This window comes from Skermanella rosea, assembly GCF_016806835.2.
GTDB classification, from domain to species: Bacteria; Pseudomonadota; Alphaproteobacteria; order Azospirillales; family Azospirillaceae; genus Skermanella; species Skermanella rosea.
Map to the genome: position 1 here is coordinate 5,482,592 of NZ_CP086111.1, position 14,579 is coordinate 5,497,170.

12 protein-coding genes are annotated in these 14,579 nt (G+C 68.4%); all 12 read right to left on the reverse strand.

What is annotated here, in order from left to right; translation table 11 throughout:
* Nucleotides 1-3 precede the first annotated feature (3 nt).
* Nucleotides 4-327, reverse strand: coding sequence for a hypothetical protein (locus JL101_RS25535; RefSeq protein ID WP_203102445.1), 324 nt, complete (start codon nucleotides 325-327; stop codon nucleotides 4-6).
* Nucleotides 324-1,382: an NrfD/PsrC family molybdoenzyme membrane anchor subunit gene (nrfD, locus tag JL101_RS25540; protein WP_203102444.1), complete on the reverse strand. Its 1,059-nt coding sequence runs from the start codon at nucleotides 1,380-1,382 to the stop codon at nucleotides 324-326. Before nrfD ends, JL101_RS25535 begins: the two co-directional genes overlap by 4 nt.
* On the reverse strand, nucleotides 1,379-2,284 hold the full coding sequence (locus JL101_RS25545) for a 4Fe-4S dicluster domain-containing protein (protein ID WP_228435157.1): 906 nt from the start codon (nucleotides 2,282-2,284) through the stop codon (nucleotides 1,379-1,381). The genes nrfD and JL101_RS25545 overlap by 4 nt, the downstream gene beginning before the upstream one ends.
* Nucleotides 2,284-5,367, reverse strand: coding sequence for a formate dehydrogenase (gene fdh, locus JL101_RS25550; protein ID WP_407697444.1), 3,084 nt, complete (start codon nucleotides 5,365-5,367; stop codon nucleotides 2,284-2,286). The genes JL101_RS25545 and fdh overlap by 1 nt, the downstream gene beginning before the upstream one ends.
* A 153-nt stretch (nucleotides 5,368-5,520) precedes the next feature.
* On the reverse strand, nucleotides 5,521-5,766 hold the full coding sequence (locus JL101_RS25560) for a hypothetical protein (RefSeq protein ID WP_203102428.1): 246 nt from the start codon (nucleotides 5,764-5,766) through the stop codon (nucleotides 5,521-5,523).
* Between the two features lie 63 nt (nucleotides 5,767-5,829).
* A complete protein-coding gene (selD, locus tag JL101_RS25565) occupies nucleotides 5,830-8,031 on the reverse strand; it encodes a selenide, water dikinase SelD (protein WP_203102426.1) in 2,202 nt (733 codons plus the stop codon).
* Complete coding sequence (locus tag JL101_RS25570) at nucleotides 8,019-9,311, reverse strand: nucleotide sugar dehydrogenase (RefSeq protein ID WP_203102424.1); 1,293 nt, start codon at nucleotides 9,309-9,311, stop codon at nucleotides 8,019-8,021. The genes selD and JL101_RS25570 overlap by 13 nt, the downstream gene beginning before the upstream one ends.
* Nucleotides 9,312-9,523: 212 nt before the next feature.
* On the reverse strand, nucleotides 9,524-9,928 hold the full coding sequence (locus tag JL101_RS25575; RefSeq protein ID WP_202684958.1) for a hypothetical protein: 405 nt from the start codon (nucleotides 9,926-9,928) through the stop codon (nucleotides 9,524-9,526).
* A gap of 91 nt (nucleotides 9,929-10,019) precedes the next feature.
* Nucleotides 10,020-10,955, reverse strand: coding sequence for a hypothetical protein (locus JL101_RS25580; RefSeq protein WP_203102414.1), 936 nt, complete (start codon nucleotides 10,953-10,955; stop codon nucleotides 10,020-10,022).
* A gap of 118 nt (nucleotides 10,956-11,073) precedes the next feature.
* Nucleotides 11,074-12,225: a hypothetical protein gene (locus tag JL101_RS25585; protein WP_203102412.1), complete on the reverse strand. Its 1,152-nt coding sequence runs from the start codon at nucleotides 12,223-12,225 to the stop codon at nucleotides 11,074-11,076.
* Nucleotides 12,226-12,336: 111 nt separating this feature from the next.
* Nucleotides 12,337-13,311 carry a hypothetical protein gene (locus JL101_RS25590; RefSeq protein WP_203102410.1) on the reverse strand — a complete coding sequence of 325 codons (975 nt, stop codon included), beginning with the start codon at nucleotides 13,309-13,311 and terminating at the stop codon, nucleotides 12,337-12,339.
* Nucleotides 13,312-13,447: 136 nt separating this feature from the next.
* On the reverse strand, nucleotides 13,448-14,536 hold the full coding sequence (locus JL101_RS25595) for a CsgG/HfaB family protein (RefSeq protein WP_203102408.1): 1,089 nt from the start codon (nucleotides 14,534-14,536) through the stop codon (nucleotides 13,448-13,450).
* Nucleotides 14,537-14,579 lie beyond the last annotated feature (43 nt).

Consider the following 14,579-nt stretch of genomic DNA (forward strand, 5'->3'; position numbering starts at 1 on the left):
GGCTCAGCCCCGCCGGGCCGTGTCGATGATCCCGGCCATCAGGTCGCGGGCGTGCTTCAGGCGGTCATGGCTCAGCCCCACCACCGGGAAGCTGCCCGATGTCATCACGCTGACCACGGCGTTGACATGGTCCAGGTGGCCGTCCAGTTCGGGCGAGGGTCCCTCCCTCCGACGTTCCTGGATCAGGTGGTCGCGCATCGCCACCAGGCAGCGCAGCACCCCCACGACTTCCTCATGGTACTGCTCCGGCTTCTCGGCAAGGACCCTGTCCAGCGTTTCCAGGGCCTTGCCGCAGGCGTGCCGCTCGATCACCTCCGGCCCGATCATGGCAGCCGCCTGGCGCCGCGCGCGGCGAGGTCGCGGTCGACCCGGCGGCGCGGGGAAGTCCCCTCCGGTTCCCGCCGGGTCAGGCGGAAATACTCGTCCGGGCGCTCCGCCGACCGGTTGCCGGCTTGGAAGATCGCCTGGCGCATGATCATCCCTCCTGCCAGGATCGCGAGCGAGCCCAGCACGGAAAGTCCCCGACTCGGCCGCTTCGACAGCGCGTTGACCGCGTGGCAGGCCAGCGGCACGCCCAGGCCGAGGGCCAGCGCCCCGGCCTTGTAGCCGATGCCGATCGGTCCCTTGCGTAAGGGCTGGCCGACGCCGGCCTCGTGGTGGCGCCGCTCCGCCAGGGCCGAGGCCACCAGTTCCCCGGCGACGGCGATGGCGGCGAGGCCGTCGAGCCGCCGGCAGTTCTCCGGATCGCCGGCGACCTGCTCGCAGAGCGACAGGGCCGCCGCCGCCGTCGCCATGGCCGAGGTGCCGAACTGCACCGCCATGGCGCGGGGAGCGGCCGCCCACAGGGGCGTGCTGGTGGCGCTCAGCAGCGCCGCGGTGTAGGTGCTCATGCCGGCGCCCAGGAAGGCGGCCGGGACCTGCACCATGTCGGCCGCGCGCCGCGCGCCGGACCGGCTGCCGTCCCGCCGCCGCTCGCCGGCCAGATGGCCCAGGGCGGTCAGGCCGCTGGCAAGGCCGAACCCGGTCAGGATGTAGGACCCGAACGACATGGGCGAGCTGGTCCGGTATATCCGGAGCATGTTGTAGAAGCGCTCGGGCGTCTTCAGGTCCGCGATCAGCAGCGGCGGCCCGGCCAGGGCGCCGGCCAGCGCCAGGTAGCGCCCGTTGCGCACGATCGTCTCGTCCCGTCCGTCGCCCAGGCGGTCGGCCAGCGTCGCGACGATCTGCGACGACCCGGCGATACCGGCGATATAGACGTAGGTTGCGATCTTCCAGTCGAACGGGCTCGGCTTCAGGGACGCCTGGCCGTAATAGGTCTCGCCGTTCCAGTCCTCGGTGGCGGGCCGGGGAACCGCCGCCTGCCTGACCGCGGCGTCCGTCATCGCCCGCTCCGTCCGGCCGACATCAGGGCCGCCGCGGCAAGCGTCAGTCCGGCCATGGCGGCGAGTCCCGACAGGAAGCTGGGCCGGACCCGCCCGCTCGCCCGGGTCGGCGCCGCGGGCAGGTTGTAGACTTCCGGCCGGTCGGTCAGCAGGAAGAAGGCGTTCAGGTGCTTCAGGCCGCCGGTCGCCCCCGGCGTGTCCGGCGCGCCGTAGAGATAGGCGTCCGTGGCGCCCTTTTCGTGAAGGCTCTCGACCCGCAGCCGGGCCCGGTCGAACAGCTCCTCCACCTCGCCGAACTGGATGCTGTCGGTCGGACAGGACTTGGCGCAGGCCGGCTCCAGCCCCCCCTTCAGCCGGTCGTAGCAGAGCGTGCATTTGTGCGCCTTGCCGTCCGCCGGGCTCAGCTCGACCACGCCGAACGGGCAGGCCGGCACGCAGTAGCCGCAGCCGTTGCAGATATCCTGCTGGACCACCACGGTGTCGAACTCGGTTCGGAAGATCGAGCCGGTCGGGCAGGCCTCCAGGCACGGAGCGTTGGCGCAGTGCTTGCACACGTCGCTCATCATCAGCCAGTTGCTCTGGAACGGCGCCATATCCCGGGCGCGGTCGTCGCCGCTGCCGATCTTCTCGACGAAGGCGACGTGCCGCCACGTATCGGCGCCCAGGTCGCCGGTATTGTCGTAGCTGTGGCCGGTCAGGCCCAGGTTGTCGGCCGGCAGCCCGTTCCATTCCTTGCACGCCACCTCGCAGGCCTTGCAGCCGATGCACAGCGTCGTGTCGGTGAAGAAGCCGTAACTTTTGCCCGGCTCGATCTTCGTGCCGCAGGTCAGTTCCGACTCGTCCGGGATCACCCCGTTCGGGAAGGATTCCGCATAGTCGAGTGCCCGGGGGTGGACGCCCATCAGTCTTCTCCTCGGGAACCGTGATGCCGCATCAGGCGTCCGCGCCTGATATTGCAGACCAGCGCCTTGTTCTCGTGCATGCTGGTGTTGGGATCGCCGACCACCGCGGTCAGCACGTTGGCGATGTCGCCGGTGGCATAGCCCTTCCAGCCGAAGTGCCAGGGCATGCCGACCTGGTGGACGACCAAGCCCTCCGCCAGGCGGAACGGCTGCATCCGGTCGGTCACCAGCGCGCGCGTCTCGATCTCGCCGCGGAGCGTCGAGATCACGATCCAGTCGGTGTTCCCGATGCCCAGTTCCCGCGCCAGCTCGGTCGGGATCTCGGCGAACCCCTCCGGCTGAAGCTCCGCCGTGACCGGGACCGATCGGGTCGGCGTGCCGCCGGAATGGTGCTCGGTCAGCCGGTATGTCGTGAAGGCGTAGGGGAAGCGCGGATCGCCGGGCTCGGCCAGCTTGTTGTCGGCCTCCTCCCAGCGCTTGGCGACCGGGTTGGATTGCCGTCCGTAGAGGGGGTTGCGGACCGGGCTTTCCAGGGGCTCGTAATGGGTCGGCAGCGGGCCGTCCTTCATGCCGGACGGGGCGAACAGCGACGCCTTGCCGTCCGCGATCATGATGAAGGGGCTGCGGCCGTCCAGCGCTTCCATGCCGACCGGGTGCTTGCTCCAGTCCGGGTCGTATCCGGGCGCCTTGGTCTTGGGGAAGTCGATCGAATCGTCGCCGACCCAGCTCTCCTTCTCCTCGTCCCACCAGACCAGCCGCTTCTTCTCCGACCAGGGCTTGCCCTCGGGGTCGGCGGAGGCCCGGTTGCACAGGGTGCGGCGGTTCTCGGGCCAGGCGAAGCCCCAGCCCAGGTGGGTCCCCGGTCCCTGCGGCCCATCGGCCCGGCGCGAGCGGGACTGGTTATGGCCTTCCTCCGGGAAGACGCCGCAATAGATCCAGCAGCCGCAAGCGGTGGAGCCGTCATCCTTGATGTCGTTGATGCCGGTCAGCTGCTTGCGCTCGACCCAGGTATAGCCGTTGATCTCCTTCAGCACGGCCTCGGCGGACGGGTCGCGGTCCGGCCCCCTCTCCGGATAGTCCCAGGTCAGGTTCCGGATCGGCAGGTCCCGCTCCTTGTCGCTGTCGGCGTACAGCGCCTTCAGGCGCAAGCCCAGGTGATAGATGAACCAAAGCTCGGACTGGCTGTCGCCCGGGCCGTCCACCACCTTGTCGTGCCACTGCAGCAGCCGGTGGGTGTTGGTGAAGGTACCGTCCTTCTCGCCGGCCAGCGAGCCCGGCATCAGGAAGATCTCGGTCTTGATGTCCTCCGGCTTCAGGTCGCCGTCGCGCACCAGATGGCCCTGGTACCAGAAGGACGCGGTGTCGGTCTCGGCGCAGTCGCGCACCACCATCCAGTCCAGCTCGGCCATGCCGGCCTGCACCATCTTGGAATTGCTGCCGCCGATCGCCGGGTTCTGGCCCAGGAAGAACATGCCGCGGATCACCCCGTCGCGCATCGCCAGCGTCTGGGGAAGCTGGCTGTGGTCGCCGACGATCTTGGGCAGCCATTCGAAGCCGAAACCGTTGGACGGGGCCGCATGGTCGCCGTACCAGGCCTTGAGCAGGCTGACCATGTATTTGGGGAAATTGTGCCACCAGCCGGTCGGCGTCTGCTCGGTGTCCAGGTACTGCTCCAGGTCCTTGTGCGGCCGGTAGGCGTGGGGCTGCTGGAGATATCCGGGCAGCATGTCGTACAGGGTCGGGATATCGGTGCTGCCCTGGATGCTGGTGTGCCCGCGCAGCGCCAGCACGCCGCCGCCCGGCCGCCCGACATTGCCCAGCAACGCCTGGATGATCCCGGCGCCGCGGATCATCTGCACGCCGGTGCTGTGGTGCGTCCAGCCGACCGCGTAGCAGATCGCCCCGGTCCTGTCCCGGCCGGAATTCCGGGTGATCGCCTCGCACACCTTCAGGAAGGTCGGGGCCGGGCAGCCGGTCACCCGCTCGACCATCTCCGGCGTGTAGCGGGCATAGTGCCGCTTCATGATCCGGTAGACGCAGTTGGGGTGCTGGAGCGTGCGGTCGTGGGGCGGCGGCCCCTCGCTCATGGTCTTGGAGGTGTCGTTGAAGGACTCGGTCGTGGTCGCGTGGTGCTCAGCCAGCGACGACGGCACCTTCATGCCCTCGTACTGCCAAGTGTCGAGCACGTAGCTCTTCTTTTCCTCGTCCCAGCCGGAGAACACGCCGTCCAGCTGCTCCGGGTCCTGGTAGTCGGGCGAGATGACCATCGCGATGTTCGTGTATTCAAGGGCGTATTCCTTGAACCACAGGTCGTTTTCCAGGATGTAGCGGATGATCCCGCCCAGGAACGCGATATCCGAGCCCGCCCGCAGCGGCGCGTGGATGTCGCACATGGCCGAGGTCCGCGTGAAGCGCGGGTCGGCATGAACGATCGTGGCACCCTTTTCCTTCGCCTGCATCACGAAGCGGAAGGCGATCGGATGGTTCTCGGCCATGTTCGACCCCATCACCAGGACGAAGTCGGAATTGGCGAGATCCCACTGGGCGAGCGTCGCCGCTCCCCTGCCATAGGTGGCACCCAGACTGGGCACCGACGAACTGTGTCAGACGCGGGCCTGGTTCTCGATCCAGACCATCCCCAGGCCGCCCGAGAACAGCTTCTTGATCAGGTAGTTCTCTTCGTTGTCCAGGGTGGCGCCGCCCAGCGAGCCGAGGCCCAGCGTGTGGTTGACGGTGGTGCCGTCGGGCAGCTTGTGGACGAAGGTCTCGTCGCGGGTCTGCTTGACCAGATGGGCGATGCGGTCCATCGCCCAATCCATCGGCTTCGCCTCCCACCGGTCGGAGTGGGGCGCCCGGTACAGGACCTTGTCGATCCGGTCGGGCATGGTCATGAGGCCCAGGGTGGCCGCTCCCTTGGGGCACAGGGTCCCCTGGTTGATCGGGCTTCGCGGGTCGCCCTCCACATGGATCACCCGGCCGTCCTTGGCGTACATCAGCTGGGCGCAGCCGACCGCGCAGTAGGGGCAGATGTTGGTGCCGACCGTGTCCGCCTCCTCCAGCCGGGGCCTGAGGCCCCGCGACATCGAGCTTTCCGCCGCCTTGGTGGCGGAGGACTGGCCCGCGATCTGGCGCGGGACGGACCATTCGCGGACGAAGCTCCCGATGCGCTCGGGGATCGTGCGGCTGCGGATGCGTTTCATGGTCGTGCCCTCGCTCTGAATCTCGTCACCGGCGATTCACCGGCCGGTCCCGTCGGCCAGCCACATGTCCTGGACGATGCCGGCGATCCGGCCGTCGGCATCCTTGTAATGGACGGTCACCCGTGCCTGGGACCGCTGGAGGCCCGGCAGGTCCTGCGGCTCGACCGGCGCCGAGGGCGCCAGGACGAACAGCATCGGCTGGCCGTCCTCCGGCTCCATCTTGAACCGCCCTTCCTGGACGATCGTGATGGTGCCGGTCATGGTCTTCAGCGCGGACTTCATGGACCCGGACCTTTCGCCCTCGCGGCGCCTTTACCGTCGAAACTCCCGATTTGGTAACGACGGTCAGGGCGGGAGGTTCCCAAGAATGATTCGGGGTTCGGAGCCGGCGGCGGATTCGACGGCGCCGACCACCGCGGCATGGTCATGACCCAGTGCCCGGAGCGCCGCGACGCACGCCTCCGCCCGGTCGGCCGGCACTCCGGCGAGCAGGCCGCCGGCGGTCTGCGGGTCGAACAGCAGGTCCGGCACGGGACCGTCGGCATGGGCCGCAGCCGCGGCGTTGCCCGGATGCAGGGTGCTGCGGACGCCGGCCTCCAGCAACTCCGCGGCCCCGTCCAGCGCCGCGACGGTCGCGGGATCGAGTCGGATGTCGGTCCGGGAGGCCGCCATCATCTCGACCAGATGGCCGAACAGGCCGAACCCGGTCACGTCGGTGCAGCCGCCGGCCCCATGCTCCGCCAGGCAGCGCGCGGCCGATCCCGACGGCTGGTCCATCGCCGCGAGCGCCCCCGCCACCCAGCGTGCCCGCGCCCTGCCCCGCATCGCGCCGGCGAGCAGCACCCCGGTGCCGAGCGGCTTGGTCAGGATCAGCCGGTCGCCCGGCCGGAGACCCCCCTTGCGCAGCAGGCGCGCCTGCTCGACCGAGCCGGTGACGGTGAAGCCCAATGCCGGCTCCGACGCTTCCGCACTGTGGCCGCCGACCAGCAGGGCGCCCGCGTCCCGCAGCACGTCCAGCCCGCCCTTCAGCATCTGGAACAGGTCGTCCTCGACGATGTCCGGCCGCCCCGGGGGTACGCAGGCGATCGCCAGCGCGGTCGAGGGCTCCGCCCCCATGGCGTGGATGTCGCCCAGCGCGTGGTTGGCGGCGATCCGGCCGAACAGGTAGGGATCGCCCGTGAAGGCGCGGAGGAAATCGACGGTCTGGACCATCAGCCGCCCGGCCGGCGGGGGCTCGATCACCGCGGCGTCGTCGGCGCCGGAGTCCAGCCCGAGCCGGCGCAGCGCGCCTTTCAAGGCACCGGCCGGCACCTTGGCGCCGCAGCCGGCGCAGCGCGGTTCCGCCCCCGGCCCCGGCATGGGTTTCGGCGTCATCGCCGGGAGCTCCTGGAACTTCCTCATGAAGCCCCGGTCGATCCTGTCCTTCAGCGCCCAGGCCCAGCGCCCTTCCGCCGAGAAGCCCCCGCGCGAGGCGACGGCGTAGCGGTCCCCGGTGCTGATCAGCTTCAGGTAGTTCCGCTGCGGGGTGAAGGGCACCGGCGGCTCCCCGGCCAGGGCGCGGCGCAGGTTGCCGGTCAGCGGCGGCCCTTGCCGGACCGCGAAGACCCCGGCCTTCTCGCGCGGGTGTTCCAGCACCGCGGCCACGTCGCCCACCGCGAACACCCGGTCGTCGTTGACGGAGCGGAGCGTCGCTTCCACCGCGACGAAGCCGCGCTCGTCGAGCGTCAGCCCCGTCCCGCGCAGCCAGGGCGCGGCACCCGCCTGGACCGCCCACAGCGCCTCGTCGAACGCGATCCGCCGGCCGTCGGCGCAGACCAGGGCCCCCGGCTCGACCGCGGAAACCTCGGCGTCGGTGAGCACCTCGACCTCCCGCTCGGCCAGCAGGCGGTCGAAGCGGTCGCGGACCCGCGCGCTGTCGTTGGCCAGGAGCCGGCCCCGCGTCACAAGCACCACGCGGGGCCGGAGCGCCGCCTTTCCTTCCGCCGCCATGAGACACTTCAGCCGGTGTTCGATCGACAGCGCCAGCTCCACGCCCGCCGCCCCGCCGCCAACCACGGCCACGTCGAGCCGCCGGTCGGCCGCGCGGACCCGCTCCACCACCGCCGCCCAGCGGCCGGCCAGCCTGTCCACCGGCTTGACCGCCGTCGCGTGCTCGGCCGCACCCGGAACGTCGTGGGCCCGCGGCGTCGACCCGATGTCGAGCGACAGCACGTCGTAGCGCACCGGCGGCCGGCCGGTCAGCAGCACGGCGCGGTTCGCCCGGTCGATCCCCTCCGCCTCGGCATGGATCAGCCGCGCGCCGGCGAACCCCGCCAGCTTCATCAGGTCGATATGGCAGGCGTCATGGTCGTAATGGCCGGCGATGAAGCCCGGCAGCATGCCGGAATAGGGCGTTTCCACGTCCCGGGTCACCAGGGTCAGCCGCACCCCCGGCATCGGCCGCATGCCGAAGCTTTTCAGCACCTGGACGTGGGAATGGCCGCCGCCGACCAGCACCAGTTCGGCCGTGGTCCCATTGGATGAAGCGGCGCCGATCACAGGCGCCACAGCCGGATGCCTTCCGGCGCCGCGGCCCGGTCCAGGCATGACTTGACGTCCACCGCCAGCCCCCGCCCGCCGTCGAGCAGCCGGGCGATGCCGGGCCAGCCCGCCTTGAGGTAGCCGGCGTGCGGGACGGCCAGGATCACGGCGCCGGCCGGCGGCAGGGCGTCGAGCGGCAGCAGCTCGATGCCGTACTCGTGCCGGGCCTCGGCCGGGTCGGCAAGGGGATCGTGCAATGCCACGGAGACGCCGAAGCTTTCCAGCTCGCGCACGATGTCGACGACGCGGGTGTTGCGGATATCCGGCACGTTCTCCTTGAAGGTCAGGCCCAGGACGGTGACCCGCATCCCGCTGCCCGCGCCGCCGCCTTCCCGCATCAGCCGCTTGACGGTCTCCTGCGCGATGAAGGCCCCCATGCCGTCGTTGATCCGTCGCCCGGCGAGGATCACCTCCGGCTGGTATCCCGCCTGTTCCGCCCGGTGCGTCAGGTAATAGGGGTCCACCCCGATGCAGTGGCCGCCGACCAGCCCGGGGGTGAAGTTCAGGAAGTTCCACTTGGTCCCCGCCGCCTCCAGCACATCGCGGGTGTCGATGCCGAGGCGCTGGAAGATGCAGGCCAGTTCGTTCATCAGGGCGATGTTCAGGTCGCGCTGGGTGTTCTCGATCACCTTGGCGGCCTCCGCCACGGCGATCGAGGGCGCCCGGTGGATTCCGGCGCGCACCACCCCGCCATACAGGGCCGCGACCCGGTCGAGCGCCGCCGGGCTGGACGCCGAGACCACCTTGGTGATCGTCTCGAACCGGTGCTCGCGGTCGCCGGGATTGATCCGCTCCGGCGAATAGCCCACCTCGAAGTCGCGGCCGAACGCCAGCCCGGACCGCGTCTCCAGGATCGGCACGCATTCCGCCTCGGTGGCGCCGGGAAACACCGTCGATTCGAAGACCACGAGGTCGCCGCGCTTCAAATGGTCCCCGACGGCGCGGGACGCGGCCAGCAATGGCCGCAGGTCGGGCCGTTTCGCGTCGGAGATCGGCGTCGGCACCGTGACGATATGGACGGTCGCCGCCGCCAGGGCGGCGGGGTCGTCGGCCAGCTCCAGCCCAGCCTCCGCCAGCGCCTCCGCCGTGACCTCCCCGGTCCGGTCGAGATGCCGGCGCAGTTCGGCGATGCGGCGGGAATCGATGTCGAATCCGATGACCCGATGGCCGTTCCGGCCGAAGGCCACCGCGATGGGCAGTCCGACATATCCCAGCCCGACGATGGAGATGGCGTGATCGCTGCGCATGGACCCGGTGTCTTTCGGTCTGGAGGAGGGCGGGAACGGACAGATAGCAGATAGGCGCGCCTGCGGGAAATCCGATGGCCGGCCCTGCCGGACGGAAAAAGCCCCGGTGCGCGGGGTCGCGCACCGGGGTAAAGTCTGGCTATCGTCGCACTCTCGTGCGTGCACGGCCCCCCTCTCCTGCCGCAATGGCAAGGGCCCATGCCTGGGAACGGCTACCGGATGGTCCTGACGGAGACCTTGGCCCCGGTGCCGAATTGGGTGATGGTGACCGGCGGGGCGTTCGGATTCGCCGTCACGTTGCTGGAGAACGTGGCCTCGTGCCGGTTCCCGTTCTGCGTGATGGTCGCCGCCATGGTGCCGGTCTGCAGGCCGGCCGCCTGATTGCGGTTGCCGGTCTGGTTGACGACCGCGAAGTTGCCGGACCCGGACTGGAGGAGGGAAGTCTCGTTCCGCTGTCCCCTCTGCCGGGTCTCGAAGAAATTGTTCGATCCGTTTTGCGTGATCGAGACCGCATTGTCGCGTCCGATCTGGTCGATATAGGCGCTGCTGGACCCGGCGATGGCCGGACCGGAGCCGAGTGCCGCCAGGATCAGGGCGGAGAACAGGAGCTTGCGCATCGTCGCCTCCCGGCTGGAAGAGTGAAGGAGAAGGGGGGAAGCCCGGAGGCTTCCCCGAAGCGTGCCCCGGGGATCGATGCCGGACCTGGTATCAGTTCTGCTTGACGGCGGACTGGTTGCCGTTGCCGACCTGGGCCGTCGAGCCGTAGTTGCCGTTGCCGATCTGGGACATGCCGGAGCGGTTCTGCGAGCCGTGCTGCTGAACCATCGACTTGTTGGCATCGCCGTTCTGGTACTGCCAGGAGATGTTGCCCCCGCCCTTCTGCGTCAGGTCCAGCAAATTGCCGTCACCGTAGGCGGCCTGCATGCCGAAGTTGCCGATGCCGTCCTCCTGGAGGATGCCCGCCACGTTGTCGTCGCCCACCTGGATCTGTCCCGCGAAATTGCCGCCGCTGACCTGGTCGATCTCCGCCAGGTTCCGGCTGCCGGCCTGGGCCTGCGCGGCGATGTTGTCACCGCCTCTGGGTCTGGAGGTGGCGATGGCTTCGTTGTCGTCGCCCGACTGGAACTGGGCCGCGATGTTGCCGTTCGACGAGTGCCGTATGGTGACCTTGTTCCGGTTGCCGTCCTGCTGCTGGTACGCCCGGTTGTTCTCGACGTCGGGCTTGGCGAGGGTTCCCTTCTGGACGAGGATCGCCTGGTTCGAGGTGCCTTCCTGGAGGACGATCGAACCGTTGCCGTCGCCCACCTGTGTCTGCCGGCTCCAGTTCTTCGTACCGCTGACGACGGCCGAGGCGCTGTTTCCGTCGCCCTTCTGGTACTGGAAGGACCGCGAGTCATAGCTGATCCCGTCCACCGGGGTGGAGTACTGCAGGTACCCGTTGTCGGTGCCGGTCTGCGACATGGAGGCGGCGTTGCCGTCGCCTTCCTGGGTGACGGTGATCTCGTTCCGGCTGCCGCTCTGGGCCGTGTCGTTGAAGTTGCCGTTACCGATCTGGTCGATATAGGCATAGTTGTTGTCCGCCAGCGCGGGTCCGGCGGCTGCGAGGGCGGCGAGGGCCACCGTGGAGAAAAGGATTTTCCGCATGGTCGTTCAGCCTCTCTTGATCGTAAGCGCCGGTCGCTCGCCGGCTTGACGCGGGGGAATGGACGGACGAAGGCCCGTGGGGACGCGCGGGAGCACGGAGGCTCCCGCGCCGGCCCGCTTAGCGCTGGGTCACGGTGGACCGGTTGCCGGAACCGTTCTGCGTCACGTAGGCGGCGTTCTTGGAGTAGTACTGCTCGACCTTCGAGTTGTTGCCGCTGCCGGTCTGCGAAACCAGGGCGTAGTGTTCGGAACCGTTCTGGCGGGTGGTGGAGACGTTCCACGAGCCGGCCTGCGTCACGTCCGATTCGTTGTCGTCGCCGATCTGGTACTGGTAGGAGACATTGCCGCCGTAGCCGGACTGGCTCAGCATGGCCAGGTTGTCGTTGCCTTCCTGCAACTGAAGGCCGTAGCTGAAGGCGGCGGTGCTCTGGGTCATGTGGGCTACGTTGGAGTCGCCCGCCTGGACCTGCTCGCCCTTGCTGAAGTTGCCGGTCTGCGTGACGTAGGCCTGGTTGAAGTCGCCGACCTGGGTCTGGTAGGCCGCCAGCCCGAGGCCGTTCGCCTTGGCCTCGGCGCGGTTGTGGTCGCCCCTCTGGAACTGGTCGATCAGGCCGAGCGTGCCGCCCTGCGTGTTGACGATGGCGACGTTCACGTCACCTGTCTGCTTCTGCTTCGTGGTCAGGAACGAACCGGTGCTCTGGTAGGCGATGGCGTCGTTGTGGTCGCCGTCCTGTTCCTGGTCGATCAGGTTGTTCGAGCCGATGCCCGGCTGACCGGCGACGGCATAGTTCTCGACGCCGTCCTGGTCCTGCAGGATGGTCTGCCTGGACCCGCCGTGCTGGGTCGCGATCGCGTTGTTCTTGTGGTTCTTCTGCTCCTGCGAGATCCGGTTCCTGCTGCCTGCCTGGGTCGCCTCGGCCTTCTGCTCGGTGCCGGTCTGGGTCTGGTCGATGCCGTACACGGTGGTGCCGAAGAAGTACGTGGTCACCGGGCGGTTGTCGGAGCCGGACTGGACCGCCGTGGCAAGGTGATCGGAGCCGGTCTGCGTCTGCGTCGTGTTGTTGCGCGCGCCGGTCTGGGTGATGTAGGCGTCGGAGCCGTTGCCGCCGGACTGGGTGACCTTGCCATACAGGTCGGCCCCGGTCTGCTTGACGTCGGCCATGTGGTTGTTGCCGACCTGATCGACATAGGCCGAGTTGCTGTCCGCCATCGCGGCGCCCGAGACGGTCAGTGCCGCGAACGCGACGGTAGAGAAAAGAAGAGTACGCATGGGTGTCTGGCCTCCTGAAGTTTAACGCCGGTAAATTCGGCTGATTTGACCTTGAAACGGTCCAATGAATGCCTTGAAGAAGGCGGGAGCATTGCTGCTCCCGCTGAATTTTTACTTCTGCGTGATGGTCGAGAAGTTGCTCATCCCTGTCTGGGTGGCGATGCTGCGGTTGCCGGCGCCCGACTGCTCCTGGAAGGAATAGTTGCCGGTACCGGACTGATGCGCTTCGGCATGATGGCTGGCGCCGAACTGAAGCTGCATGGCGTTGTTGGATGCGCCGTCCTGGCCGATCATGGCGAAGTTGTAGTTGCCGACCTGAATCTGCGTCAGTTCGTTGGAGGTGCCGGTCTGGACAGCTTCCAATTCATTGAAGTTGCCGTACTGGCCCTGTTCGGCGGTGCTGCGGGCGCCGACGCTGTGCTGCGTCAACAGCGCCTCGTTGCCGGTGCCGTACTGGGTCTGCTCGGCCCGGCTCGGGTTGCCCTGGCGGGACGAGGATGTATCACCGGTCTGGCCGATCGAGGCGGTATTGTCGCTGCCCAACTGGTCCTGCTTGGCGAAGGCGCCGTAGGACACCTGGGTGATATAGGCGTCGTTGTGTTCGCCGGTCTGGAGCGTGATGGCCTCCAGACGGGCATGATTGCCGGAGTTGCTGGCGGTCTGGCGCTGCTCGGCGACGTTCTCGGCGCCGCGCTGGTCGATCTTGGCCGACATGCCGCCGCCGTGCTGATCCTGGAGCCCCCTGTTGTCGTCGCCGCGCTGTTCCGTCTTGGCCGACTTGCGGACGTTGCCCGTGCCGGTCTGCTCCTGGCGGGCGTCGTTGCCGTCACCCCACTGGCTGATCCGGCCTTCGGTCCGGCCGTTCTGCGTGACGTCGGCGGAGTTGCCGTCGCCGTTCTGGTAGTTCTTGCTCCAGGACAGGCCACCGGCGTTGCCGGCCTGATCCTGCTTGTTGATGTTGCCGGTGCCGATCTGCTCGACATAGGCTTCGTTGCCAGCCGCGGCGTTGCTCGGACCTGCCTCGTTGGCGATGGCGGCGCTGGTGAGGGCGATCAGGGCGGCGGAAGCGAGAAGCATGCTGCGCATAAGATTTAGCCTTTCAGGTGCAAAAACAGAACTGGGGACCAGCAAAAATGGTCTAAGGAAAACACTTCGAGAACTTTCCGCAGGTTGGTGAGGAATAGATCAACCTGCGGATGTTCCATAATGAAGGGCGGGCTCACTACTGGACGGGAGCCGTCTTAGCCGAAGGAGCGCCTGGGATCGGGCTGCGGCCGTCGGGCAGCACATAGACCGGGGCCGGAGGGGCGGGCGGCAGGCCCGGCTGCACTTCGGGCTGGATCTGGCCTTCCGGGCTGGGCCGGACTTGGGGTTCGTCGCTCGGCGGCGGCTCGATCCGGGTGCCGTTCCGGTCGTTCTGGGCGTTCCGATAGTCCTCGAGCGTGGCCTTGACCGAGGTGACCCCGAACACGCCGTCCTTCTGCTTCCAGTGGCGGTCGATCAGCGGCTGGGCCAGCGACTGGTCCTTCAGGCTCCAGTAGCCGTCCACCAGGCCCTCGACCACCAGCGAATAGACCGCCTTCTCGATCGCCTGGCGGACCGCCAGCGTCGGCGGCTCGTTGGTCGTGAAGCCGGTCTCGATCTCCAGCAGTTCCTTGAAGCCGACATAGCGGAAGGCCCCGCCCTGGGCGCCGACCGAGTAGATCGTCTTGGTCGTGCTGACCGACTTCAGGATCTCGCCGGTCTGCACCGCGATGGCGCGGAGATAGACAGTCACCGTGTCGCGCCGATACTTCACGTCGCCGCCGATGCCGAGGAACCTGGCGCCGAGGCCGCCGGTGAAGGTATTGCTGTCGTAGCCGATGATGCCGCCGTCCAGGATGATCCCGGCGAAGGTCATGGGCGGCAGCGCCGGCTGGTTGCGCCCGCCATATTCCTCCCGGGTCGCCCGGATGATCTGGCGCTCCTGGAGGACCGAGGGGAGCGAGGCCCGCTCGACGGTGGTGAACCATTTCCGGTTCCCGGCCTTCTCCAGCGCCTGGACCAGGATGGTGGCGCCGCCCTGGGTCACCGCCCGGCTGTACTCGGAGAAGTTCTCGTTCGGCTTATTCTGCCCGGTCAGGTCGTCGAACCGGTAGACCGCGACCGACAGCCTTCGCGCTGGTTCCGGCAGCGAGGCCAGTTCGTCGAGGCTGACGGTCTGCTGCTCCAGCATGGGCTGCTCGGACAGGGCCAGTTCGGGGTGGGTCGAGGCGCAGGCCGACAGGGCGACCAGGCTGGCCGCGACAAGGGCGAGTTTCTTGAAATTCATGATCGGAGGTCTCCGTCGTCATCGATTGTCCGCGGGTTCTGGC

Excerpts from the sequence above, each read along its gene's own strand:
- JL101_RS25535 (WP_203102445.1), bottom strand. The coding sequence starts at position 327 with ATGATCGGGCCGGAGGTGATCGAGCGGCACGCCTGCGGCAAGGCCCTG.
- nrfD (WP_203102444.1), bottom strand. The coding sequence starts at position 1,382 with ATGACGGACGCCGCGGTCAGGCAGGCGGCGGTTCCCCGGCCCGCCACC.
- JL101_RS25545 (WP_228435157.1), bottom strand. The coding sequence starts at position 2,284 with ATGGGCGTCCACCCCCGGGCACTCGACTATGCGGAATCCTTCCCGAAC.
- JL101_RS25560 (WP_203102428.1), bottom strand. The coding sequence starts at position 5,766 with ATGAAGTCCGCGCTGAAGACCATGACCGGCACCATCACGATCGTCCAG.
- JL101_RS25570 (WP_203102424.1), bottom strand. The coding sequence starts at position 9,311 with ATGCGCAGCGATCACGCCATCTCCATCGTCGGGCTGGGATATGTCGGA.
- JL101_RS25575 (WP_202684958.1), bottom strand. The coding sequence starts at position 9,928 with ATGCGCAAGCTCCTGTTCTCCGCCCTGATCCTGGCGGCACTCGGCTCC.
- JL101_RS25580 (WP_203102414.1), bottom strand. The coding sequence starts at position 10,955 with ATGCGGAAAATCCTTTTCTCCACGGTGGCCCTCGCCGCCCTCGCAGCC.
- JL101_RS25585 (WP_203102412.1), bottom strand. The coding sequence starts at position 12,225 with ATGCGTACTCTTCTTTTCTCTACCGTCGCGTTCGCGGCACTGACCGTC.
- JL101_RS25590 (WP_203102410.1), bottom strand. The coding sequence starts at position 13,311 with ATGCGCAGCATGCTTCTCGCTTCCGCCGCCCTGATCGCCCTCACCAGC.
- JL101_RS25595 (WP_203102408.1), bottom strand. The coding sequence starts at position 14,536 with ATGAATTTCAAGAAACTCGCCCTTGTCGCGGCCAGCCTGGTCGCCCTG.